Origin of the sequence: Burkholderia pseudomultivorans, from assembly GCF_001718415.1 — a bacterium.
GTDB lineage: Bacteria > Pseudomonadota > Gammaproteobacteria > Burkholderiales > Burkholderiaceae > Burkholderia > Burkholderia pseudomultivorans_A.
This window is the reverse complement of the sequence record NZ_CP013378.1, coordinates 4,668,631-4,691,495: the sequence shown is the minus strand read 5'-3', so window position 1 is coordinate 4,691,495 and position 22,865 is coordinate 4,668,631. Positions and strand designations below refer to the sequence as shown.

Annotated in this window: 22 protein-coding genes; 18 read left to right on the top strand and 4 right to left on the bottom strand. The window is 69.2% G+C overall.

The features are described from left to right. The first annotated feature begins 81 nt into the window (after positions 1-81). Positions 82-1,944: a M24 family metallopeptidase gene (locus WS57_RS34000; protein WP_069245392.1), complete on the top strand. Its 1,863-nt coding sequence runs from the start codon at positions 82-84 to the stop codon at positions 1,942-1,944. Between the two features lie 121 nt (positions 1,945-2,065). Here the strand turns inward: WS57_RS34000 and WS57_RS33995 are convergent, their stop codons facing one another. The 3 genes from WS57_RS33995 to flgA form a co-directional block, all read right to left on the bottom strand. Next, positions 2,066-2,506, bottom strand: a complete 441-nt coding sequence (locus WS57_RS33995; protein WP_040128441.1) for a flagella synthesis protein FlgN — start codon at positions 2,504-2,506, stop codon at positions 2,066-2,068. Positions 2,507-2,580: 74 nt separating this feature from the next. Next, on the bottom strand, positions 2,581-2,919 hold the full coding sequence (flgM, locus tag WS57_RS33990) for a flagellar biosynthesis anti-sigma factor FlgM (protein WP_059481672.1): 339 nt from the start codon (positions 2,917-2,919) through the stop codon (positions 2,581-2,583). Positions 2,920-3,019: 100 nt separating this feature from the next. Beyond that, positions 3,020-4,315 carry a flagellar basal body P-ring formation chaperone FlgA gene (gene flgA / locus WS57_RS33985; protein ID WP_069245391.1) on the bottom strand — a complete coding sequence of 432 codons (1,296 nt, stop codon included), beginning with the start codon at positions 4,313-4,315 and terminating at the stop codon, positions 3,020-3,022. Between the two features lie 205 nt (positions 4,316-4,520). On the opposite strand from flgA, the gene flgB reads away from it, so the two are divergent. From flgB to WS57_RS33920, 13 genes are all read left to right on the top strand, one after another. After that, on the top strand, positions 4,521-5,009 hold the full coding sequence (flgB, locus tag WS57_RS33980) for a flagellar basal body rod protein FlgB (RefSeq protein ID WP_059516847.1): 489 nt from the start codon (positions 4,521-4,523) through the stop codon (positions 5,007-5,009). Between the two features lie 38 nt (positions 5,010-5,047). Beyond that, positions 5,048-5,473: a flagellar basal body rod protein FlgC gene (gene flgC / locus WS57_RS33975; RefSeq protein WP_009687707.1), complete on the top strand. Its 426-nt coding sequence runs from the start codon at positions 5,048-5,050 to the stop codon at positions 5,471-5,473. A 76-nt stretch (positions 5,474-5,549) separates the two neighbouring features. After that, complete coding sequence (flgD, locus tag WS57_RS33970) at positions 5,550-6,305, top strand: flagellar hook assembly protein FlgD (protein ID WP_040128436.1); 756 nt, start codon at positions 5,550-5,552, stop codon at positions 6,303-6,305. 27 nt (positions 6,306-6,332) lie between these two features. Next, positions 6,333-7,574, top strand: a complete 1,242-nt coding sequence (gene flgE / locus WS57_RS33965) for a flagellar hook protein FlgE (protein WP_009687710.1) — start codon at positions 6,333-6,335, stop codon at positions 7,572-7,574. Positions 7,575-7,594: 20 nt separating this feature from the next. Beyond that, on the top strand, positions 7,595-8,353 hold the full coding sequence (flgF, locus tag WS57_RS33960) for a flagellar basal-body rod protein FlgF (protein WP_009687711.1): 759 nt from the start codon (positions 7,595-7,597) through the stop codon (positions 8,351-8,353). A 36-nt stretch (positions 8,354-8,389) separates the two neighbouring features. Next, complete coding sequence (flgG, locus tag WS57_RS33955) at positions 8,390-9,178, top strand: flagellar basal-body rod protein FlgG (RefSeq protein ID WP_040128434.1); 789 nt, start codon at positions 8,390-8,392, stop codon at positions 9,176-9,178. A 20-nt stretch (positions 9,179-9,198) separates the two neighbouring features. Beyond that, complete coding sequence (gene flgH / locus WS57_RS33950; RefSeq protein WP_009687713.1) at positions 9,199-9,888, top strand: flagellar basal body L-ring protein FlgH; 690 nt, start codon at positions 9,199-9,201, stop codon at positions 9,886-9,888. A gap of 5 nt (positions 9,889-9,893) precedes the next feature. Continuing rightward, positions 9,894-11,066 carry a flagellar basal body P-ring protein FlgI gene (locus tag WS57_RS33945; protein WP_059481701.1) on the top strand — a complete coding sequence of 391 codons (1,173 nt, stop codon included), beginning with the start codon at positions 9,894-9,896 and terminating at the stop codon, positions 11,064-11,066. Next, positions 11,067-12,059: a flagellar assembly peptidoglycan hydrolase FlgJ gene (gene flgJ / locus WS57_RS33940; RefSeq protein ID WP_040128433.1), complete on the top strand. Its 993-nt coding sequence runs from the start codon at positions 11,067-11,069 to the stop codon at positions 12,057-12,059. A 236-nt stretch (positions 12,060-12,295) separates the two neighbouring features. Further along, entirely contained in the window at positions 12,296-13,051 is a 756-nt protein-coding gene (locus WS57_RS33935) for a flagellar brake protein (RefSeq protein ID WP_009691244.1), read from the top strand. Between the two features lie 180 nt (positions 13,052-13,231). Further along, entirely contained in the window at positions 13,232-15,211 is a 1,980-nt protein-coding gene (gene flgK / locus WS57_RS33930; RefSeq protein ID WP_059516843.1) for a flagellar hook-associated protein FlgK, read from the top strand. Positions 15,212-15,228: 17 nt separating this feature from the next. Beyond that, positions 15,229-16,464 (top strand): flagellar hook-associated protein FlgL, encoded by a 1,236-nt coding sequence (gene flgL / locus WS57_RS33925; protein ID WP_009691247.1) that lies wholly within the window; start codon positions 15,229-15,231, stop codon positions 16,462-16,464. A gap of 317 nt (positions 16,465-16,781) precedes the next feature. Continuing rightward, complete coding sequence (locus WS57_RS33920; RefSeq protein WP_040128431.1) at positions 16,782-18,089, top strand: solute carrier family 23 protein; 1,308 nt, start codon at positions 16,782-16,784, stop codon at positions 18,087-18,089. A gap of 67 nt (positions 18,090-18,156) precedes the next feature. Here the strand turns inward: WS57_RS33920 and WS57_RS33915 are convergent, their stop codons facing one another. Beyond that, on the bottom strand, positions 18,157-19,041 hold the full coding sequence (locus tag WS57_RS33915; RefSeq protein ID WP_059603503.1) for a transcriptional regulator GcvA: 885 nt from the start codon (positions 19,039-19,041) through the stop codon (positions 18,157-18,159). A gap of 96 nt (positions 19,042-19,137) precedes the next feature. Here WS57_RS33915 and WS57_RS33910 point away from each other — a divergent pair, with 96 nt between their 5' ends. From WS57_RS33910 to WS57_RS33895, 4 genes are all read left to right on the top strand, one after another. Continuing rightward, on the top strand, positions 19,138-19,725 hold the full coding sequence (locus WS57_RS33910) for a chromate transporter (RefSeq protein ID WP_040128429.1): 588 nt from the start codon (positions 19,138-19,140) through the stop codon (positions 19,723-19,725). Beyond that, the gene (locus tag WS57_RS33905) at positions 19,722-20,249 is read left to right on the top strand and encodes a chromate transporter (RefSeq protein WP_040128428.1); all 528 of its coding nucleotides are present in this window, start codon (positions 19,722-19,724) and stop codon (positions 20,247-20,249) included. Before WS57_RS33910 ends, WS57_RS33905 begins: the two co-directional genes overlap by 4 nt. A gap of 226 nt (positions 20,250-20,475) precedes the next feature. Further along, positions 20,476-21,177, top strand: a complete 702-nt coding sequence (locus WS57_RS33900) for a YoaK family protein (RefSeq protein WP_059481682.1) — start codon at positions 20,476-20,478, stop codon at positions 21,175-21,177. Positions 21,178-21,487: 310 nt separating this feature from the next. Further along, positions 21,488-22,609: a porin gene (locus WS57_RS33895; RefSeq protein ID WP_009693651.1), complete on the top strand. Its 1,122-nt coding sequence runs from the start codon at positions 21,488-21,490 to the stop codon at positions 22,607-22,609. Positions 22,610-22,865 lie beyond the last annotated feature (256 nt).

The window sequence follows — 22,865 nt, the reverse complement described above, 5'->3', positions numbered from 1 at the left end:
CCGCGTCGGCCGTGCGCCGACACGCGAACGCGCAGATCGCCCCCGCGCGCGCCGACAAAACAACGACCCCACAGGCATCCGATGATCGATCGACTGCAATACAGTTTCTCCGGCCTTCCCCCGTACGATGCCTGCGTCGCCGACACGCAGGCCGGGCTGTCGCGGCTGCTCGACACGCTGCGGCTCGATGCGGTGATCGTCACGTCGCAGGACGAGTTCGTCACCGAATACCTGCCACGCCGCAACAACCCGCGCTATGCGGTGTCGGGCTTCGACGGCTCGGCCGGCTGCGGGATCTTTCTCGCCGAAGCTGTGGCGCGCGCGCTCGGCGTGCCGCCGTTCGTGCTGTTCGTCGATGGCCGCTATCACCTGCAGGCGGAACGGCAGTGCGATCCGGCGCGCGTGCGTGTCGAGAAGCTCGACCTGAACGTTTCGATCTGGCCGGCGCTGGCCGACTGGCTCGTCGCGCGGGCCGACCGGATCAAGCGCGTCGGCTACGACGGCTGGCGGCTCAGCGTCGCGCAGTGCGACCGGCTGCTCGACGGCACGCGGGCGGCGCACCTGGAATGGACGAGTCTCGCCGGCCGCGAAATCGATCGCGCGGTCGCGCTGCCGGGCTGGGTCGTCGAGCGGCCGATCTTCGAGTTGCCGGAAGCGATGACCGGCACGAGCGTCGCGCACAACATCGCGACGCTGAACCGGCAACTGGCCGCGCAGGGGCACGCGACGGGCACGGCGACCGACGGCGCGACCGCGTTCGTCAGCTGCGCGGCGGACGATCTCGGCCATCTGCTGAACAGCCGCGGCTATCACATCCCGAACGCGTCGTCGCACCTGGGCTACCTGTTCGTGGTCGGCGAGCAGGTCGCGCTGTTCCTGCCGGAAGGCTGCGACCGCTGTCCGGTCGAACTCGCGTCGTATCCGGCGCTGCAGGTGATCCGGCGCGACTTCGACGCGCTCGCGCGCTTTCTCGCGCAGTTCGCGGTCGGGCGCGTCTGCTACGGCTTCGAGTCGGTCAACTGCGCGCTTGTCGATACGGTGCGCCGCGTGTGGCCGCACGCGCCGCACGTCGATTGCAACCCGGTCGAGGCGATGCGCGCGGCCAAGACGCCGGCCGCGCTCGACCGGTTTCGCGAGGCGTTCGCGCGCAGCTCCGCGGCGATCGCCGAGACGATGCGCTGGGCGAAGGCGGGCGAGCCCGGGCGGCGGCATTCCGAATACGATCTGGCGCGCGCGATCAGCGATGCTTACGGCGCGCGCGGCGCGGTGGCGCTGACGTTTCCGTCGGTCGCGGCGAACGGCGCGAACAGCGCGTCCGCGCATTACACGGCGGCCAGCGCCGACGTCGCGCTGAGCGAAGGCGAACTCGTGCTGCTCGACAGCGGCGCGTACTACGAGGCCGGCTTCGCGACGGACTGCACGCGGGTCGTATTGCGTCGCACGCGCGCGGAAACGGTCGCCCGGCCGTGGCAGCGCGAGATCTACACGGTCGCGCTGAAGGCCTGCATCAAGGGGCTCGTCGCGCAGTTCCCGAAGGACGCGACCGGCGCGGACGTCGACGCGGCGGTGCGGCAGGTGTGCCGCGACCACGGCCACGATTACGGACACGGCACCGGACACGGCGTCGGCATCCACGTGCACGATGGCGGCGTGCGGTTCGCGCCGGGCGCGCGGTACGGGCTGGTGCCCAATGCGGTGGTCTCGGTCGAGCCGGGCATCTACCTGCCGGGCAAGGGCGGCGTGCGGATCGAGAACATCGTGATCATCCGCCCGAGCGAGCAGGATCCCGACAAGGTCCGTTTCGAGAACATCGTCACGGTCGGCTACGACTGGGATCTGATCGACCTCGATCTGCTGACCGACGACGAGCGCGACTACCTGCGCGATTACGAGCGGCTGTGCGTCGCGCGCGGCACGCAGGTGACGGCGTGTCCGCTGCTGTAGGTGTGTTCGCCGGCGAAGGCGGGCGGGGGGCCGGCCGCGCGTCTGCGCAGGCCGCATGGGTGAAACAGTCGGGTAAAGGGAAGGAGAAAACGGACGCGCACGGCGGCGCGCCTTGCGGGCGTCAGCGCATCAGCGCCGACACGCGGCCGTCGGGCCCGTAGACGCCGGCCGGCGCGGGCGTCGAGCGCAGCACCGCGAGCGCGCGCTCGTTGTAGTCCATCCGGATCCGGATCAGCATCCCGTTGTTCGCATTGGCGCGGCGCGCCCGTTCGGCGGCCTGCTGCAGCAGCTGCCAGCGGCCGGCGAGACGCGCGTCGCGCTCGGCGGCCTGGTCCATCCCTTTCTTGCCGGCCGAAAAGCCGAGCGCCGACAACTGCGCATCGCGCGTGCGTTCGAGCTGCGCGAGCCGGTCGAGCAGCGCGCTTTTCTTCTCGACGATGCCGGGCAGCATCGCGAGCGGTTCGGCCGTCGTCAGCGCCTTTTCCTCATACGCAAGCAGCGACGCGAACGCTTCGACCGTCGCGTGTTCGTCGTTGACCGTGGCCAGCAGCTCTTCTCTCATTGCGTGATGCTCGTCGCGCCGGCGCGCGTCCGAGGCACGCGCACCGGCAAACCGGGGGACCGGCGCGAGCCGGCTCAGTTGCCCTGCGGGCGCTGCTGCTGCAGCAGCTCGCGGGCGGTATTCAGCACGCCGTCGGCGATCCGGTTCGGATCGATCGTCAGCGTGCCGTTGTTCAGTGCGTCCTTGATCGACTGGACGAGCGCCGTGTCGATGTCCGCGTCGCCGGATGCCGACTGCGCGCGCAGCTGGCCGGACAGACCGGACAGGTTCACGGTCGCGTCGCCGCCGGTCGATCCTGCGTCGGCCGTCTGCGCAGCCGTCGACGAGGCCGCGCCGGCTTGCGGGCGGGCCGCGCCGTTGCCGCTGCTGGCCGGTGCGACGGGGCTCGGGTTCGGAGTGGAATCGATTTTCACGATGAGGTTCCTGTACGGTTTGACCCAGATAACGGCAGGTCCGGGCCGAACTTTAGCACCGTGTCTTCAAAATTCTCCGAATAAACAATCTTTTACACTCTTACAGCGGGATCTCCACCGTCCCCGCGTCCTTGACGATCGCGGTCACGATCTGGCCCGCCGCCATCCTGACCCGCACCGACTGGCCGGGCGCCGCGTTCGCGAGCGCGCTGCCCTCGGCCGAGATCGTGAAACCGGGGCCGGCCGCGACGACGCGCACCGTCTGTCCGGCCGACACCGACGCCGCGCTCTTCAGCATGTCCTGGCGCAGCGGCAGCCCGGCCGCGATGCGCGCGAGCGCGGTCGCGCCGACCGCCTGCGCGGGATCGGTGATCACGGCCAGCGGCAGCACCGTCAGGTCGCCGTCGCGCGCGACGAGGTCGGCCGCGCTCAGCGGCTCGCCGGGCGCAATCTGCCGCGCGGCGACATAGTAGGTGGCCTGCACCGCGACTTTTGCCTGCAGATAGACGGTCCACGGCCGCTCGCCCGCGCAGCGCACGCCGACCGTCGTGCGGCCCCACAGGCGCGCACCGGTCGGCAGGAACGGCTCGAGCGTCGTGCAGGCGGCGAGCCCGCGCGGAAACGCGGGCGCGACCGTCGCGGTGGTCTTGCCGGGCAGGCCGGCGATCTGCTGCTGCAGGAACGCGAGCGCCACGCGGCGAATCGAGTCGGGATCCTGCCGGGCGGGGGCGGTGTCGGGTTGCGCGGCGGCGGACGTCGGCGCGGCAGCGGCTGACACGGCAGCGGCGGCGGCCGCCGGGCGCGGGGCCGGCGCGGCGGCGCGCGGCGGCACCGGGCGTGCCGCGATCGCCGGCGGCTGCGGCGTCCGCGCGGCGTTCGACGCGGCATCGGCCGCGCCGGCGACGACCGTGACGATGCCGCCCGGGTCGGCGGCGCGCGCCGCGCCATAGCCGGTGCCGGCGGTGTTCGTGCGTGCGCCTGCGTAGGCATTCGCTGCCGGGCGTGCGGCGGGAACGGGCGCACCGGGCGCTGCGCCGCCCGGATCGGCGGCCGGCAGCCCGCTTCGCATCGCGGCGGGATAAGTCGCGGGCGGATTCGACGTGCTTTCCGGCGGAACCGACGCCGCGTTCATCGGCGGCATCGCGGCGCCCGCCGGCGCGGCATTCATCGCGGCCGCCGCACTCGCCCGGCCCGCATTGCCGCCCGCCAGGCCGCCGCTTGCCGCGGCCGCAGTCGCGAGCGCGTGCTCGGCCGTCTCGCCGCGTCCGGGGATCACGATCATCCCGTCGTCCGCGCGCGCCGCCGGCGCCGCGATCCACAGCGCCGCCGCGAGCGCCAACGCACGCCGGACGTGCGTCCGCCGTCCGTTTCTGTCGCCCCGTGCGCAGCCTGTCATCGCCGTGTCCTCGATCCGTTGATCCCGAATTGCATTCTAGGGAGCGGGGCGGTCGCGCAAACGATGAATAGAGGGGGGCTTTGCCGCGTTATTCGCCCGATTGCCGGTTGCGCGCGACGCCTACCATCGCTGTCATGGAAAAAAGCCTCCCGGGCCGCCGTGCGGCGCGGGGGGCGTGCAGCGCTTCATCCGGAGGGACGCACACATGCTGGACAAACTCGATGCCGAATTCGCGTTCGGCCGACAGGCGCTCGACGTGCGCGCGTATCGGCAGGAACTGCTGTCGTCGAACATCGCGAACGCCGACACGCCCGGCTATCAGGCCCGCGACGTCGATTTCGCGTCGGCGCTCGCGCGTTCGCTGAAGCAGGTGAACGGCGGCCTCGCGCCGAGCAACGCCGCGCAGCTGCCGATGACGCAGCCGGCCGGCGTGACGAGCGGCATGACGATGGCGTCGACCGCGGCGGGCCACATGACCGGCACCGCGAAGCTGATCCCGACCGGCGGCCCGGCCGACGACTACGGCCGCGCGCAGTACCGGATGCCGCTGCAGCCGTCGCTCGACGGCAACACGGTCGATCTCGACGTCGAGCGCGTGCAGTTCGCCAACAACGCGCTGCACTACGAGACCGGGATGACCGTGATGACCCAGCAGATCAAGGCGATGATCGCCGCGATCACGACGAACTCGTAAGCGCGCGCCGCTTCCGAACCCGAGCACAAGGAGCCTCCATGCCCTCGTTGATGAACATCTTCGGCGTCGCCGGCTCGGCGCTGTCCGCGCAGTCGCAGCGCCTGAACGTCACCGCGTCGAACCTCGCGAACGCCGACAGCGCGACCGGCCCCGACGGCAAGCCGTACAAGGCCAAGCAGGTCGTGTTCGCGACCGATCCGATCGGCGGCGCGCGCACCGCGTCCGGCCAGGGCGTCGGCGGCGTGCGCGTGACGAAGGTGGTCGACGATCCGTCGCCGATGAAGTCGACCTACGACCCGGCGAACCCGGCCGCCGACGCGAACGGCTACGTGCAGATGCCGAACGTCGATCCGGTGCAGGAAATGGTGAACATGATCTCGGCGTCGCGCTCTTACCAGGCCAACGTCGAGACGCTGAACACCGCGAAGCAATTGATGCTGAAGACGCTGACGATCGGCTCGTGAGCCGCGCGCACGCGGACCGCCAGCCAGCGCCGACAGACCCGGCAGTTACGACAGATCCGATACAGGGCCAGACAGCATGACCTCCTCCAGCACGACGATCGGCAGCAGCGGCACGAACGTGTCGACCCTGCCGACCGACACGATGAACACCAACAACGTGTCGACGACCGGCACGTCGGCGAGCGACCTGCAGGCGACGTTCCTGAAGCTGCTCGTCACGCAACTGCAGAACCAGGATCCGACCAGCCCGGTCGACAGCTCGCAGATGACCTCGCAGCTCGCGCAGATCAATACGGTGAGCGGCATCGCGCAGCTCAACACGTCGCTGACCTCGCTGTCGACGCAGCTCGCCGCCGGGCAGCAGACGCAGGCCGCGCTGCTGATCGGCTCGAACGTGCTGGCGCCGGGCAACACCGTCGCGGTGAAGAGCGGCGCGGCGTCGCCGTTCGGCGTGTCGCTGACGAGCAGCGTGTCGAACCTGACGATCACCGTGAAGAACAGCGCGGGCGCCGTCGTCAACACGATCAACGCGGGCCAGCAGTCGGCCGGCACCGTGCCGTTCAACTGGACGCCGACCGATGCGGCCGGCAATGCGCTGCCGGACGGCCAGTACACGATCAGCGCGCAGTACACCGGCAGCGACGGCAAGACCTATGCGCCGACCGTGCTCGCGGCCGCGCAGGTGCAAAGCGTCATCAAGCAGTCGGACGGCACGCCGGGGCTCGTGCTGTCGAACGGCTCGACCGTCGGGCTCACGCAGGTCGCGTCGATCTTCCCGAACACCGCGTCGTCGTCGTCTTCGTCCTCGTCCGGCAACACCACCACCAACTGATCCAGCTTCCTCGAAACGGAGACCGAAATGGGTTATGAACAGGGTCTGAGCGGCCTCGCCGGCGCATCGAACGCGCTCGACGTGATCGGCAACAACATCGCGAACGCGAACACGGTCGGCTTCAAGTCGAGCACCGCGCAGTTCTCGGACATGTACGCGAACTCGATCGCGACGTCCGTCAACACGCAGATCGGCATCGGCACGACGCTCGCGTCGGTGCAGCAGCAGTTCGGGCAGGGCGCGATCAACGCGACCAGCTCGTCGCTCGACGTCGCGATCAACGGCAACGGCTTCTTCCAGATGTCGAACAACGGCGCGATGACGTATACGCGCGACGGCACGTTCCAGCGCGACAAGAACGGCTATATCGTCAACGCGCAGGGCCTGAACCTGATGGGCTACGCGGCCGACAAGAACGGCGTGATCAACACCGCGCAGACCGTGCCGCTGCAGGCGCCGACGACCAATATCGCGCCGACGGCGACCACCAAGATCACCGGCCAGTTCAACCTGAACTCGCAGGACGCGCTGCCGACCAAGACGCAGTTCGACCCGACCGACAACACGACGTACAACTACTCGACGTCGATCCAGGTCTACGACTCGCTCGGCGGTTCGCAGCCGGTCAACATGTATTTCGTGAAGTCCGCCACCAGCGGCCAGTGGGAAGCGTACGCGGGCGTGCAGGGCGGCAGCACGACCGACCTCGGCACGGTCACCTTCGATTCGACCGGCGCGATCCAGAGCACCGTCGCGCCGGACGGCACGGCGACCAAGTCGCTCGGCCAGTTCACGTTCACGATCGACAACAACGACGGCTCCGGCACGCCGCAGTCGCTGACGCTCGACCTGACCGGCACCACGCAGTACGGCGGCAAGGACGGCGTGAACAACCTCGCGCAGGACGGTTTCGCGAGCGGCACGCTGACCACCTTCACGATCGGCAACGACGGCAAGGTCACCGGCAACTACTCGAACGGCCAGACGGCGACGCTCGGCCAGATCGCGCTCGCGAACTTCAACAACCCGAACGGGCTCGTCAATATCGGCGGCAACCAGTACGTCGAGACGGCCGCCTCGGGCGTGCCGCAGATCTCCGCGCCGGGCAGCACGAACCACGGCACGCTGCAGGGCAGCGCGCTCGAGAACTCGAACGTCGACCTGACCTCGCAGCTCGTGAACCTGATCACCGCGCAGCGCAACTACCAGGCGAACGCGCAGACGATCAAGACGCAGCAGACCGTCGACCAGACGCTCATCAACCTGTGACGCGCGGATAACGGGCAGCCATGGACCGACTGATCTACACGGCGATGACGGGCGCGTCGCAGTCGCTCGACCAGCAGGCGATCGTCGCGAACAACCTCGCGAACGCATCGACGACGGGCTTTCGCGCGCAGCTCGCGACCTATCGCGCGGTGCCGATGAATTTCGGCGACGGCAGCACGGTCGACCCGACGACGACGCGCACCTACGTGCTCGCTTCGACGCCGGGCGCGGACTTCGCGCCGGGGCCGATCACGCGCACCGGCAATCCGCTCGACGTCGCCGTGCAGGGCGCCGGCTGGCTGTCCGTGCAGCTGGCCGACGGCAGCGAGGCGTATACGCGCGCCGGCAACCTGCACGTCGACCAGAACGGCCAGCTCGTCAACGCGAGCAACCTGCCGGTGGTCGGCAACGGCGGCCCGATCTCGGTGCCGCCGAACGCGGAAGTGACGATCGGCAAGGACGGCACGGTGTCGGCGCTGATGCCGGGCGACCCGCCGACGGCGGTCGCGATCGTCGACCAGATGAAGCTCGTCAATCCCGATCCGGCCACGCTCACGCGCGGCAACGACGGGCTGTTCCGCACCGCCGACGGCAATCCGGCCGATGCCGACCCGAACGTCGTCGTCACGCCGAACTCGCTCGAAGGCAGCAACGTGAACCCGGTGACCGCGATGGTCGCGATGATCGACAACGCGCGTGCGTTCCAGCTTCAGTCGAAGCTGATCCAGACGGCCGACCAGAACGAGCAGTCGGCGAACCAGCTGCTCAACTTCAGCTGAGCGACTCGCGCCAGCCCTAGCAGGAGAACCTAACAAGTGAATCGTTCGCTCTATATCGCCGCCACCGGCATGAATGCGCAGCAGGCGCAGATGGACGTGATCTCGAACAACCTCGCGAACGTCAGCACCAACGGCTTCAAGGGCTCGCGCGCGGTGTTCGAGGACCTGCTGTACCAGACCATCCGCCAGCCCGGCGCGAACTCGACGCAGCAGACCGAGCTGCCGTCGGGCCTGCAGCTCGGCACCGGCGTGCAGCAGGTCGCGACCGAGCGCCTGTACACGCAGGGCAGCCTCACGCAGACCGGCAACTCGAAGGACGTCGCGATCAACGGCGCGGGCTTCTTCCAGGTGCTGATGCCGGACGGCACCAACGCGTACACGCGCGACGGCTCGTTCCAGACCAACGCGCAGGGCCAGCTCGTCACGTCGAGCGGCTACCAGATCCTGCCGGCGATCACGGTGCCGCAGAACGCGACGTCGCTGACGATCGGCAAGGACGGCGTCGTGTCGGTCACGCAGCCGGGCTCGAGCAACGCGGTGCAGATCGGCTCGCTGCAGATCGCGACCTTCATCAACCCGGCCGGCCTCGAGGCGCGCGGCGAGAACCTGTTCTCCGAGACCACCTCGTCGGGCGCGCCGAACGTGTCGCAGCCGGGCCTGAACGGCGCGGGCACGCTCAACCAGGGCTATGTCGAGGCGTCGAACGTGAACGTGGTGCAGGAGCTGGTCAACATGATCCAGACGCAGCGCGCGTACGAGATCAACAGCAAGGCCGTGACGACGTCCGACCAGATGCTGCAGACCGTCACGCAGATGAAGAGTTAACCGGACATCCCGTCGTTGCCATGAAGCAGGTTCGCCTCCTCCCGTCCGTCACCGTCCGCGCCGCCTGCGCGGTCGCGGTGGCGGCGTTCGCCGGCTGCGCGCAGATTCCGCACGAGCCGATCATCCAGCAGCCGATGACGGCGCAGCCGCCGATGCCGGTGTCGATGCAGGCGCCCGGCTCGATCTTCAATCCCGGCTACGCGGGCCGGCCGCTGTTCGAGGATCAGCGGCCGCGCAACGTCGGCGACATCCTGACGATCGTGATCGCGGAAAACATCAACGCGACCAAGTCGTCGGGCGCGAACACCAACCGGCAGGGCAACACCGACTTCAACGTGCCGACGGCCGGCTTCCTCGGCGGGCTGTTCAGCAAGGCGAACCTGTCGGCGTCGGGCGACAACAAGTTCGCCGCGACCGGCGGCGCGAGCGCGGCGAACACGTTCAACGGCACGATCACGGTGACCGTCACCAACGTGCTGCCGAACGGCAACCTGGTGGTCAGCGGCGAAAAGCAGATGCTGATCAACCAGGGCAACGAATTCGTGCGCTTCTCGGGCGTCGTCAATCCGAACACGATCTCCGGCTCGAATTCGGTGTACTCGACGCAGGTCGCCGACGCGCGGATCGAATACTCGGCGAAGGGCTACATCAACGAAGCCGAGACGATGGGCTGGCTGCAGCGCTTCTTCCTCAATATCGCGCCGTGGTGACGCCGATGCACAAGACCGTACTTCGTCGCCTGTCGTTTCGCGCGCATGCCGCCGCCGCGCTGCTGCTGGTCGCCGCCGTGTGCGGGCTCGGCGCAGGCCCCGCGCGCGCCGAGCGCCTGAAGGACCTCGCGCAGATCCAGGGCGTGCGCGACAACCCGCTGATCGGCTATGGCCTCGTCGTCGGCCTCGACGGCACCGGCGACCAGACGATGCAGACGCCGTTTACGACCCAGACGCTCGCGAACATGCTCGCGAACCTCGGCATCTCGATCAACAACGGCTCGGCCAACGGCGGTGCGTCGCAGCTCAACAACATGCAGCTGAAGAACGTCGCGGCCGTGATGGTGACCGCGACGCTGCCGCCGTTCGCACGGCCGGGCGAGGCGCTCGACGTGACGGTGTCGTCGCTCGGCAACGCGAAGAGCCTGCGCGGCGGCACGCTGCTGCTCACGCCGCTGAAGGGCGCGGACGGGCAGGTGTATGCGCTCGCGCAGGGCAACATGGCGGTCGGCGGCGCGGGCGCCAGCGCGAACGGCAGCCGCGTGCAGGTGAACCAGCTCGCGGCCGGGCGCATCGTCGGCGGCGCGATCGTCGAGCGCTCGGTGCCGAACGCGCTCGCGCAGATGAACGGCATGCTGCAGCTGCAGCTGAACGACATGGACTACGGCACCGCGCAGCGCATCGTGTCGGCGGTCAATTCGAACTTCGGCCCGGGCGTCGCGACGGCGCTCGACGGCCGCACGATCCAGCTCGCCGCGCCGGCCGACCCGGCGCAGCAGGTCGCGTTCATGGCGCGCCTGCAGAACCTCGACGTGAGCCCGGACAAGGCGGCCGCGAAGGTGATCCTGAACGCGCGCACCGGCTCGATCGTGATGAACCAGATGGTCACGCTGCAAAGTTGCGCGGTCGCGCACGGCAACCTGTCGGTCGTCGTCAACACGCAGCCGGTCGTGTCGCAGCCGGGGCCGTTCTCGAACGGGCAGACGGTGGTCGCGCAGCAGTCGCAGATCCAGCTGAAGCAGGACAACGGCGCGCTGAAGATGGTGACGGCCGGCGCGAACCTCGCCGACGTCGTGAAGGCGCTCAACACGCTCGGCGCGACGCCGGCCGACCTGATGTCGATCCTGCAGGCGATGAAGGCGGCCGGTGCGCTGCGCGCGGACCTGGAGATCATCTAAATGGCGAATTCGGCGAATCTTCCGGGCGCGGGCGACCTCACGCAGCGCTTCGCGCTCGACGTACAGGGCTTCGACGCGCTGCGCGCGCAGGTGAAGCAGTCGCCGCAGGGCGGCGCGAAGCTCGTCGCGGGCCAGTTCGACGCGATGTTCACGCAGATGATGCTGAAGAGCATGCGCGACGCGACGCCCGACGGCGGGCTGTTCGACTCGCATACGTCGAAGATGTACACGTCGATGCTCGACCAGCAGCTCGCGCAGCAGATGTCGTCGCGCGGAATCGGCGTCGCCGACGCGCTGATGAAGCAGCTGATGCGCAATGCGGGGCAGGGCGCGGGCGGCGGCACGGCGGCCGATCTCGGCGCGGCCGGGCTCGGCGCTGCCGGCTTCGGCGAGTCCGGCAACGAGGGCAGCCTCGCCGCGATGAACGCGATGGCGAAGGCCTATGCGAATGCCGCGTCGAACAACGGCGGCCTCGCGGGCGCGCGCGGCTATACGGCCGGCAGCGCGCTGACGCCGCCGCTGAAGGGCGCGAGCGGCTCGCCGGACGCGGACGCGTTCGTCGACCGGCTGGCGGCCCCCGCGCAGGCGGCGAGCGCGGCGACCGGCATCCCGGCGCGCTTCATCGTCGGGCAGGCGGCGCTCGAATCGGGCTGGGGCAAGCGCGAGATCCGCGCGGCCGACGGCTCGACCAGCCACAACGTATTCGGCATCAAGGCGACCAAGGGCTGGACCGGCCGCACGGTGTCGGCGCTGACGACCGAATACGTGAACGGCACGCCGCGCCGCGTCGTCGCGAAGTTCCGCGCGTACGATTCGTACGAGCACGCGATGACCGATTACGCGAACCTGCTGAAGAACAATCCGCGCTATGCTGGCGTGCTGAGCGCGAGCCGCAGCGTCGAGGGTTTCGCGCACGGGCTGCAGAAGGCAGGCTATGCGACCGACCCGAACTACGCGAAGAAGCTGATCTCGATCATGCAGCAGATCGGCTGACGGGCCGGCCGCCGGCGGCCGGCTGCCGGCTGCCCGTCGCCCGACCCTCCGGACCGCGCCCGGCCGCCCGCCGCGCGCGGTTTCAACGTTTGCGCGAAAAAAATCGGCAAATCGTTCTAAACTTTCGGTCAGCACTGCCGCTAAGTGTGAGAGACCTGTGACCGGGCCCGCTTTCTGGCCCGGTTTTACCGCGCACCGGTTGCCCGTGCGCCCACGACAAGAAAGACCGGCTAGCCATGAATATCGAAACGTCGACGGATCCGAGCCTGGATGCAGGCCATTCCGGCCCCGACTTTGCCCGCCGCAATCCGCTGGAGATCGGCGTGCAGTTGCGCAACCTCGTGAACCGCGGCGATTTCCTGACCGTCCAGTATCCGGGCGGCCAGCTCGTCACGCGGCTGCTCGAGGTCGATGTCGGCGCGCGCACGTTCACGTTCGACTGGGGCGCGCTGGCCGAGCAGAACGCCGGCATCCTCGCCGCGTCGCACTGCACGTTCTCGGCCGCGCCGGAAGGCGTGCGCGTCGAATTCTCGACCGGCACGCCGCGCGAGACGCGCTACGAGGGGCTGCCCGCGTTCGTCGCCGATTTCCCCGACGTGCTGGTCTGCATCCAGCGCCGCGAATATTTCCGCGTCGACGCGCCGGTCGTCGATCCGTATCTGTGCCGCGGCACGCTGCCGAGCGGCGAAAGCTTCGTGTTCGAGGTGCACAACCTGTCGCTCGGCGGCGTCGGGCTGCGCACGGCCGACGAGCGCGTCGAGACGCTGGAGGTCGGCACGCAGCTGCCCGGTGCCGAGCTCGAGCTGAACGGCCATGGCAAGCTGTCGCTCGATCTGCAGCTCGTGTCGCAGCGCTCGACGCAGATGCCCAACGGCTCGCGGCGCTACCAGCTCGGCTTTCGCTTCCTGTCGCTGCCGGGCAGCGCGGAGAACACGCTGCAGCGGCTGATCACGCAACTCGAGATGAAGCGCCGCTCGCTCGCGCGGGCCTGACGCCGCCGTGGGCGCGCCGTCGCGCGCGCCCGCCGCCCGCAGTTTCGACGCACGATGCGCATCGACGCGCGTCGGTGCGTCGTATGCGCATTTTTCCCTCAATTTTTCCGATCCGCGGCCGTTATACCGGGAGTCACGCAACCCGGCGGCCGCAGCGCGGCCGGCTCATCAGGATCGCGCATGTCCAACACACTCATGAACCTCGGCGTCAGCGGCCTGAATGCCGCACTCTGGGGCCTCACGACGACCGGCCAGAACATCAGCAACGCCGCGACGCCGGGCTATTCGGTCGAGCGGCCCGTCTATGCCGAGGCGAGCGGCCAGTACACGAGCAGCGGCTACATGCCGCAAGGCGTCAACACCGTCACCGTGCAGCGGCAGTACAGCCAGTACCTGAGCGACCAGCTGAACACCGCGCAGACGCAGGGCGGCGCGCTGTCGACCTGGTATTCGCTCGTCGCGCAGCTGAACAACTACGTCGGCAGCCCGACGGCCGGGATCTCGACCGCGATCACGAACTATTTCACCGGGCTGCAGAACGTCGCGAACAACGCCGCCGACACCTCGGTGCGGCAGACCGCGATGAGCAATGCGCAGACGCTGGCCGACCAGATCACGGCGGCCGGCCAGCAGTACGACGCGCTGCGCCAGAGCGTGAATACGCAGCTGACGAGCACCGTGTCGCAGATCAACGCGTACACCGCGCAGATCGCGCAGCTGAACCAGCAGATCGCCGCGGCGAGCAGCCAGGGCCAGCCGCCGAACCAGCTGATGGACCAGCGCGACCTCGCGGTGTCGAACCTGTCGGGCCTCGCGGGCGTGCAGGTGGTGCGCAACAGCGACGGCTACAGCGTGTTCCTCGCGGGCGGCCAGCCGCTCGTCGTCGCCGACAAGAGCTACCAACTCGCGGCCGTCACGTCGCCGTCCGATCCGAGCGAGCTGACCGTCGTGTCGCAGGGGATCGCCGGCGCGAACCCGCCGGGCCAGAACCAGTACCTGTCCGACGCGTCGCTGTCGGGCGGCACGCTCGGCGGCCTGCTCGCGTTCCGCAGCCAGACGCTCGACCCCGCGCAGGCGCAGCTCGGCGCGATCGCGACGAGCTTCGCCGCGCAGGTCAACGCGCAGAACGCGCTCGGCATCGACCTGTCGGGCAACGTCGGCGGCAAGCTGTTCGCGGTCGGCGCGCCGACGGTCTACGCGAACCAGCAGAACAAGGGCGACGCGGCGCTGTCCGTGTCGTTCACCGACGCGTCGCAGCCGACCACGGGCGACTACACGCTGTCGTACGACGGCACCCAGTACACGCTGACCGATCGCGCGAGCGGCTCGGTGGTCGGCACCTCGAAGTCGATGCCGGCTTCGATCGGCGGCCTCGACTTCTCGTTCTCGTCGGGCGCGATGAGCGCCGGCGACCAGTTCACGGTGCTGCCCACGCGCGGTGCGCTCGACGGCTTCGGCCTCGCGACCTCGAACGGCTCGGCGATCGCGGCCGCGTCGCCGGTCGTGTCGTCGGCCGTATCGACGAATGCCGGCACCGCCACCATCACGCAGGGCGCGGTGAGCGCCGGCTACCAGGCGCCGTCGACCACGCTGACCTACGACGCGGCGTCGAAGTCGCTGTCGGGCTTCCCGGCCGGCACGACCGTGACGATCGCCGGCACGCCGCCGCAGCAGGTGACGATCACCGACCCGTCGACGCCGGTGCCGTACGACCCGTCGGTCGGCGCGACGCTGACGATGTCGGGCACCGCGCCGGGCGCGATCAACGGCGTGACGGTGTCGCTGTCGGGCGCGCCGGCCGACGGCGACCAGTTCAAGATCGGCCCGTACGCCGGCGGCACCAACGACGGCACCAACGCACTCGCATTGTCGAAGCTCGTCAGCGCGAAGTCGTTCGGCAACGGCACGGTCACGCTGACGGGCGCCTACGCGAGCTACGTGAACAACATCGGCAACGCGGCGAGCCAGCTGAAGTCGTCGAGCGCCGCGCAGACCGCGCTGGTCGGCCAGATCACCGCGTCGCAGCAGTCGGTGTCGGGCGTGAACCAGAACGAGGAAGCGGCCAACCTGATGCAGTACCAGCAGCTCTACCAGGCGAACGCGAAGGTGATCCAGACGGCGGCGACGCTGTTCCAGACCGTGCTCGGCCTGTTCAACTGATTCCGGGGATCGAAGCGATGCGGATTTCCACTGCCCAGTTCTACCAGCTCAACGTCGCGCAGATGAGCGACCAGCAGGCGCAGCTCGCGCAGCTCTACCAGCAGATCTCGAGCGGCGTGAGCCTGTCGACGCCGGCCGACAACCCGCTCGGCGCTGCGCAGGCCGTGCAGTTGTCGATGACCTCGGCGACGCTGTCGCAGTACGCGACGAACCAGAACGTCGCGCTGTCGTCGCTGCAGAAGGAGGACCAGACGCTGACGACCGTCAACAACCTGCTGAACACGATCCACTCGAGCGTGATGCAGGCCGGCGACGGCTCGCTGTCCGACAGCGACCGCTCGGCGATCGCGACGCAGCTGCAGGGCTATCGCGACCAGCTGATGACGCTCGCGAACACGACCGACGGCGCGGGCAACTACCTGTTTGCCGGTTACCAGTCGACCACGGCGCCGTTCTCGAACAGCACGGGCGGCGGCGCGATCTACAGCGGCGACCGCGGCGCGCGCCAGGTGCAGATCGCCGACACGCGCACGATCGCGCAGGGCGACGACGGCGCGAGCGTGTTCATGTCGGTGCCGATGCTCGGCAGCCAGCCGGTGCCGGCCGCCGGCGCGCGCAACCTGGGCACGGGCACGATCGGCGCGGTGTCGATCACGGACCCGTCGGCCGCGACCAACACGCACCAGTTCACGATCACGTTCGGCGGCACGTCGGACGCGCCGACCTACACGGTGACCGACAACACCGCCACGCCGGCGACCACGACGGATCCGCAGCCGTACGAGGCGGGCACGGCGATCGCGCTCGGCAACGGGCTGACGGTGCCGGTGTCGGGCACGCCGGCGTCGGGCGACACGTTCTCGGTCACGCCCGCGCCGCAGGCCGGCACCGACGTGTTCGCGACGCTCGACACGATGATCGCCGCGCTGAAGGTGCCGGTCGGCAACGACACGGCCGCGGCCGCCGCGCTCGCGAACACGATGACGACCGGCACGACCAAGCTCGACAACACGATGACGAACATCCTCACCGTGCAGGCGTCGGTCGGCGGCCGCGAGCAGGAAATCCAGGCGATGCAGGCCGTGAACCAGACCAATACGCTGCAGGTCACGAGCAACCTCGCGGACGTGACGAGCACCAATATGGTGACGACGATCAGCCAGTTCCTGCAGATGCAGAACGCGCTCACCGGCGCGCAGAAGGCCTACGCGCAGCTGCAGAACCTGTCGTTGTTCCAGTACATCAACCCGTGATGCAGCGTGTGCCGCTTTCGATGTGAGCGCCCGCTTACATCGACAGCGCGACAAAAAAAACCGCCCGGGCGCAACGCCCGGACGGTGGAGGGAGCAACTGGACAACGCCGCCGCGCCCTGGCGCGCTGCGGTTCACGTACTGTAGGCGGCGCGGCGTGCGCTGTGAATCAGACGAATTCGAAAATGCAGGGCCGGTGCGTCGAACCGCCGGCGGTCCGCGCCGCGCTTGCCAGCCCCATTGCCGCTCCGTAAACTCGCGCCAGATTCCAGACCGGCGCACCGTTCGCAGCCGGCGACCGACAGGAGCCCTTTTCCCCATGTCCGATTCCTATTTCCCGCGCTGGCGGGTGCAATCGACCGGCGCGGCCGCGCGCGTGGTCGGCCCCGACGAGCGCCTGGCGTGGCCGCAGATGGTCGCGATGGGCGTGCAGCACGTCGTCGCGATGTTCGGCTCGACGGTGCTCGCGCCGCTGCTGATGGGCTTCGACCCGAACCTGTGCATCTTCATGTCGGGCATCGGCACGCTGCTGTTCTTCGTGCTGGTGGGCGGCCGCGTGCCGAGCTACCTCGGCTCGAGCTTCGCGTTCATCGGCCTGGTGATCGCGGTGACGGGCTACGGCGGCAGCGGCCCGAACCCGAACATTCCGGTCGCGCTCGGCGGGATCGTCGCGTGCGGCGTCGTGTACGTGGCGCTCGGCGCGCTGGTGTCGGCGATCGGCACGCGCTGGATCGAGGCGCTGATGCCGCCCGTCGTCACCGGCGCGGTGGTCGCGGTGATCGGGCTGAACCTCGCGCCGATCGCGGTCAAGGGCGTCTCTGCGTCGACCTTCGACTCGGTGATGGCGCTCGTCACGGTGCTGTGCGTCGGCGGCGTCGCGGTGTTCGCGCGCGGCATGGTGCAGCGCCTGCTGATCCTGGTCGGGCTCGCGATCGCCTACGCGATCTACGCGATCGCGACCAACGGCATGGGGCTCGGCAAGCCGGTCGACTTCTCGATCGTCGCGCATGCGGCGTGGTTCGGGATGCCGGCCTTCACCGCGCCGGTGTTCGATCCGCACGCCATGCTGATGCTGGCGCCGGTCGCGGTGATCCTCGTCGCCGAGAACCTCGGCCACATCAAGGCCGTCAGCGCGATGACGGGCACCAACCTCGACCGCTACGTCGGCCGCGCGTTCATCGGCGACGGGCTCGCGACGATCGTGTCGGGCAGCGTCGGCGGCACGGGCGTCACCACCTATTCGGAGAACATCGGCGTGATGGCCGTCACGCGGATCTATTCGACGCTGGTGTTCGCGGTGGCCGCGCTGATCGCGATCGTGCTCGGCTTCTCGCCGAAGTTCGGCGCGGTGATCCAGACGATTCCGGGCCCGGTGCTCGGCGGCGTGTCGATCGTCGTGTTCGGGCTGATCGCGGTGACCGGCGCGCGGATCTGGGTCGTCAACAAGGTCGACTTCTCCGACAACCGCAACCTGATCGTCGCGGCCGTCACGCTGGTGCTCGGCGCCGGCGACTTCTCGCTGAAGATCGGCGGCTTCGGGCTCGGCGGGATCGGCACTGCGACGTTCGGCGCGATCATCCTGTACGCGATCCTGCGCAAGGAAAAGGAACCGGGCCCGGTGGTCTGAGCGTCCAGCGGGCGGCGTCCTGCTGCCCACGTCATCCGCCTCGCCTGCCTCGTCGAACCGCGCCGCGCTACGCGACGAGGTTCGACTGCGTCTGCAGCCACGCGCAGAACTGCGCGACCAGCGGATCGTCCGCCGGCGCGCACGGCGTGATCCACCAGTAGCTGCGCGTCGCGATGCGCGGGCCGTCGAGCGGCATCACGAGCCGGCCGCTCGCGAGTTCGTCGTCGATCAGCGGCAGCGGGCCGAGCGCGACGCCGAGCCCGTCGACGGCCGCCTGCAGCGCGAGATAGAAGTGGTCGAACGACTGCCGCTTGCGCGCCTTCATCGCGACGCCGGCCGCCGCGAACCAGTCGCGCCAGCCTTCCGGGCGCGTATCCGAATGCAGCAGCACGTGCCGCGCGAGATCGTCCGCGCGCGCGATCGGCGCGCGCCGGAGCAGCGCGGGGCTGCAGACCGGGATCACGCTTTCGTCGAGGAAGTGGCCGCTCGCGCAGTTCGGCCAGTGGCCCGGGCCGCGGCGGATCGCGACGTCGAAGCCGTCGAGCGTGTCGAGCGGCGCGTTCGACGTCGACAGCTTCAGCTCCACGTTCGGCACGTCGCGCTGGAATCGCGACAGGCGCGGCAGCAGCCATTTCATCGCGAAGGTCGGCAGCGCGTTGATGCGCAGCACGCGCGCGGTGCCGGTATGGCGCAGCTGCTCGGTCGCGAGCGCGATGCTGTCGAACGCGGCGCGCACGGTGTCCAGATAGCGGCGACCCTCGTCGGTGAGCTTGACGCGCTTGCCGTAGCGGTGGAACACCGGCTTGCCGAGCCACGCCTCGAAACCGGCGATCTGCCGGCTGATGGCACCGTGAGTCACATGCAGCTCGTCGCCGGCGGCGCTGAAGCTTTCATGTCGTGCCGCGGCTTCAAAGGCCCGAAGCGCGGAAAAGGGCGGGAGATCGCGTGCCATGCTTGTGATTCTAGATCACAAGGACGCGCCGATAAAATCGTTTTGCCGGCATCCCGAACGGCGGTAAGCTCGGCTGACCGCTTGATGAGGATCCCCATGCAATCCGCTTCTCCGCCGTCCGCCGCGTCGCCGCGCCGGATCGGTCTCGCCGAGTTGTTCACCGGTTTTCTGTCGCTCGGGCTGATGTCGTTCGGCGGCGCGCTGCCGTTCGCGCGGCGCACCATCGTCGAAGAGCGCAAGTGGCTGAGCGCCGACGAATTCACCGATCTGCTCGGCCTGTGCCAGTTCCTGCCGGGCGGCAACGTGATCAACCTGTCGGTGGCCGTCGGCATGCGCTTTCGCGGCATTCCCGGCGCGTTCGCCGGCATTCTCGGGCTGATCGCGGGGCCGACGCTCGTCGTCGTCGCGCTCGGCGTGCTGTACGCGAAAACGCAGAACGATCCGCGCGTGCAGCATCTGTTCGCGGGCCTTGCGGCCGCGGCCGCAGGGCTGCTCGCCGCGATGGCCGTGAAGGTCGCGAAGCCGCTGCGGCATGCGCGCGCGGCGGCCGGCATCGCGGTGCTCGCGTTCGTCGCGATCGCGGTGCTGCGCTTGCCGCTGCTGACCACGATGCTCGTGCTGACGCCGGTGAGCGTCTGGCTCGCGGCGCGGCGGCGCGACGCGCAACCGGGAGGTCGGCGATGAACGATACGCTGGTCGCGATCGCGACGATCTTCAGCCAGCTGTCGCTGCTGGCGTTCGGCGGCGGCAACACGATCCTGCCGGAGATGCAGCGGCAGGTCGTCGACGTGCATCACTGGATGAGCGCGCACGAGTTCACCGCGCTGTTCGCGCTCGCGCAGGCGGCGCCCGGGCCGAACATGATGATCGTGTCGCTGGTCGGCTGGCACGTCTCCGGCTGGGCCGGGCTGCTCGTCGCGTCGCTCGCGAAGTTCGGGCCGTCGTCGATCGTCACCGTGCTCGCGCTGCACGCGTGGGAGCGCTTCCGCGACCGGCCGTGGCGCCGCTACGTGCAGCAGGGGATGATGCCCGTCACGGCCGGGCTCGTCGCGGCGAGCGCGGTGCTGATTGCCGACGCGTCGAACCACACCGCGATCCAGTGGGGCATCACGGCCGCGTGCGCGGTGCTCGCCTATCGCACGCGCATTCATCCGCTGTGGCTGCTTGCGGCCGGCGCGCTGATCGGCCTCACCGGCATCGGGCAGTAGGCCGCGGCCGCCCGGCCCCGCTTGTGTCGTCGCCCGCGGCCGCGCCAATCCGGCCCGCGTCCGGCGCGCCGCTATACTCGGCCTGACCCGTCCCGCCCGCCATTCCGGCGCTTGGCGCTGCCCGTGCCGCGCGTCGCTGCGGCCAGCGGCGGGACGCGACGCCCGCAACCGAATTCCGCACCGTCCGCCGCGCACCGCGCGGGCGGCGCACCCCACGGGAGGATCGATGGATCTCGACGGCGCCAGCCGCAATCTCACCGTCGCCGCGCTGCTGACGCTGTCCGGCGGCTATCTCGATGCGTACACCTACGTCGGCCACGGCCACGTGTTCGCGAACACGATGACGGGCAACGTCGCGCTGCTCGGCATCAACGTGTCGGCCGGCGAATGGGCCGCCGCGCTGCATCACGTGCCGCCGTTGATCGGCTTCGTGCTCGCGGTGTTCGTCGCGCATCTGCTCGGGCTCGCCGCGCAGCGCGGCTGGATGCGGCACACGGCGTTCGCGAGCCTGATCGTCGAGATCGCGTTTCTCGCCATCGCGGCGAGCGGCGCGGTCGGCGCGTCGAGCGGCTGGCTGATTCCCGGCATCTCGTTCGTCGCGACGCTGCAGACGCTGTCGTTTACGCATCTCGAGGAACTGTCGTACACGTCGGTGATGACGACCGGCAACCTGCGGCGTGCCGCGCAGAAGCTGTTCGTCGGGCTGATCCCGCGCTACGACGCGGGCGCGCTGCACGACTCGGCGCTGCTCGCGACGATCAGCTTCTGCTTTCTCGCGGGTGCGGTGATCGGCGGTTTCGTCACGCGGCTCGTCGCGGAAGTCGCGCTGTGGGGCGCGGTGCTGCTGCTCGCGGGCGCGTTCGCCGAAATCGTGCGGCGGGCGTGGCGCCGGCACGCGAGCGACGACGCGCCGCCCTCGGCCGCGTGACGTGATCGGCCACGGCGGCGCGTCGTCCTTCCCGCCCACGGCCGCGCGGCCCTCCTTACAGACCCGAGGCCGCCCCGAGCGTCCCGCCGGACGCGCCCGGATCACGCCTGACGGCCGTCGATCCCGCGCCGCCGCGCATAACGTTGTGCGCGGGCGACAGTTCGCGCGTGACTGTGCGTTTCAATTTCTTTCAACGATTGCACTCGTCATATGATTCAGCCCACATCGTGCGCGCCAAGAACGCGCGCGATCGCCACCCGGCTGCGCACGCGGCCGGCCATGAATGGAGACACCTAAAAAAGGAAAGCTCGTGAAGCAGACCATCCGACTCGCAGCACTCGCAGGGGGCGCATTGCTGGCATTCGCCAGTCAGAATGCAGCAGCACAAAGCTCGGTCACGCTGTGGGGCGTCGCCGACGTCAGCGTCCGCTACCTGACCAACGCGAACGCGAACAACGACGGTCTCGTGTCGATGACCAACGGCGCGATCACCAACAGCCGCTTCGGCATCTACGGCACCGAAGACCTCGGCGGCGGCCTGAAGGCATTGTTCAACCTGGAAAGCGGCGTGAACCTGCAGAACGGCGCGTTCGCCGACAGCGGCCGCCTGTTCAACCGTGCGGCCTACGTCGGCCTGCAGAGCCCGTACGGCACGGTCACGCTCGGCCGCCAGAAGACGCCGCTGTTCGACCTGCTGTCGGACACCTACGATCCGCTGACCGTCGGCAACTATCTCGAGAACGCGTGGCTGCCGGTTGCGCTCGGCGGCGGCCTGTATGCGGACAACCAGATCAAGTACACCGGCAAGTTCGCGGGCCTGACCGCGAAGGCGATGTACTCGACCGGCACCAACTACGAATCGACCGGCGCGGGCGGCTTCTCGGGCCAGATCCCGGGTTCGCTCGGCAAGGGCAATGCGTGGGGCGTGTCGCTGTCGTACGTGATGGGCCCGCTCAGCATCGCGGCCGGCGCGCAGCAGAACAGCGACAACTCGGCGCGCAAGCAGACGATCTACCACGCGAACGTCGTCTACGCGTTCAGCAAGGCGAAGGTCTACGCGGGCTACCTGCGCTCGAAGGATGACACCGGCTTCGTCGACAGCCTCCTCGCACAGCAGACGATTCCGGTGGCGAAGGGCACCGGCCGGATCGACGACGGCCCGTTCGCGGGCGTGAGCTGGCAGGTCAGCACGCCGCTGACGCTGACGGGCGCGTTCTACTACGACCACATGCGCAACGCGATGACCGCGAACGGCACGCTCGCGAGCGGCAACCGCTACGCGATCGTCGGCATCGCCGAGTACGCGCTGAGCAAGCGCACCGAAGTCTACGGCACCATCGACTTCAACAAGACGAACGGCGCAGCCAACGTCGAGCTGCCGGGCCGCAGCAACCAGACCGGCATCGCGATCGGCCTGCGCAACATCTTCTGATCGGCAGCCGTCTCGTTCGATCGCATGCAGGAAGGCGCCGCAAGGCGCCTTTCTGCTTTTGAAGCGCGCCTCGCGTTGAAGCGCAGGCCGTCGGGTCATGCCGCATGGTCATGACTTTTCGCCGAATCGGCAATATTCAGCAGGGTTTCGTCTCCGGATAATGCGCCAGGCGTCCGGATCACGCGTCGCACGCGGTATCGCGTGCATGCGACGCATCCGATAGATCCGGACTGCAAATCAAAACGACCGGAGACGA

Bases quoted from the DNA above. Each gene is read 5' to 3' on its own strand.
- WS57_RS34000 (WP_069245392.1), top strand. From the start codon at position 82: ATGATCGATCGACTGCAATACAGTTTCTCCGGCCTTCCCCCGTACGAT.
- WS57_RS33995 (WP_040128441.1), bottom strand. From the start codon at position 2,506: ATGAGAGAAGAGCTGCTGGCCACGGTCAACGACGAACACGCGACGGTC.
- flgA (WP_069245391.1), bottom strand. From the start codon at position 4,315: ATGACAGGCTGCGCACGGGGCGACAGAAACGGACGGCGGACGCACGTC.
- flgB (WP_059516847.1), top strand. From the start codon at position 4,521: ATGCTGGACAAACTCGATGCCGAATTCGCGTTCGGCCGACAGGCGCTC.
- flgC (WP_009687707.1), top strand. From the start codon at position 5,048: ATGCCCTCGTTGATGAACATCTTCGGCGTCGCCGGCTCGGCGCTGTCC.
- flgD (WP_040128436.1), top strand. From the start codon at position 5,550: ATGACCTCCTCCAGCACGACGATCGGCAGCAGCGGCACGAACGTGTCG.
- flgE (WP_009687710.1), top strand. From the start codon at position 6,333: ATGGGTTATGAACAGGGTCTGAGCGGCCTCGCCGGCGCATCGAACGCG.
- flgF (WP_009687711.1), top strand. From the start codon at position 7,595: ATGGACCGACTGATCTACACGGCGATGACGGGCGCGTCGCAGTCGCTC.
- flgH (WP_009687713.1), top strand. From the start codon at position 9,199: ATGAAGCAGGTTCGCCTCCTCCCGTCCGTCACCGTCCGCGCCGCCTGC.
- WS57_RS33945 (WP_059481701.1), top strand. From the start codon at position 9,894: ATGCACAAGACCGTACTTCGTCGCCTGTCGTTTCGCGCGCATGCCGCC.
- flgJ (WP_040128433.1), top strand. From the start codon at position 11,067: ATGGCGAATTCGGCGAATCTTCCGGGCGCGGGCGACCTCACGCAGCGC.
- WS57_RS33935 (WP_009691244.1), top strand. From the start codon at position 12,296: ATGAATATCGAAACGTCGACGGATCCGAGCCTGGATGCAGGCCATTCC.
- flgK (WP_059516843.1), top strand. From the start codon at position 13,232: ATGTCCAACACACTCATGAACCTCGGCGTCAGCGGCCTGAATGCCGCA.
- flgL (WP_009691247.1), top strand. From the start codon at position 15,229: ATGCGGATTTCCACTGCCCAGTTCTACCAGCTCAACGTCGCGCAGATG.
- WS57_RS33920 (WP_040128431.1), top strand. From the start codon at position 16,782: ATGTCCGATTCCTATTTCCCGCGCTGGCGGGTGCAATCGACCGGCGCG.
- WS57_RS33915 (WP_059603503.1), bottom strand. From the start codon at position 19,041: ATGGCACGCGATCTCCCGCCCTTTTCCGCGCTTCGGGCCTTTGAAGCC.
- WS57_RS33910 (WP_040128429.1), top strand. From the start codon at position 19,138: ATGCAATCCGCTTCTCCGCCGTCCGCCGCGTCGCCGCGCCGGATCGGT.
- WS57_RS33905 (WP_040128428.1), top strand. From the start codon at position 19,722: ATGAACGATACGCTGGTCGCGATCGCGACGATCTTCAGCCAGCTGTCG.
- WS57_RS33900 (WP_059481682.1), top strand. From the start codon at position 20,476: ATGGATCTCGACGGCGCCAGCCGCAATCTCACCGTCGCCGCGCTGCTG.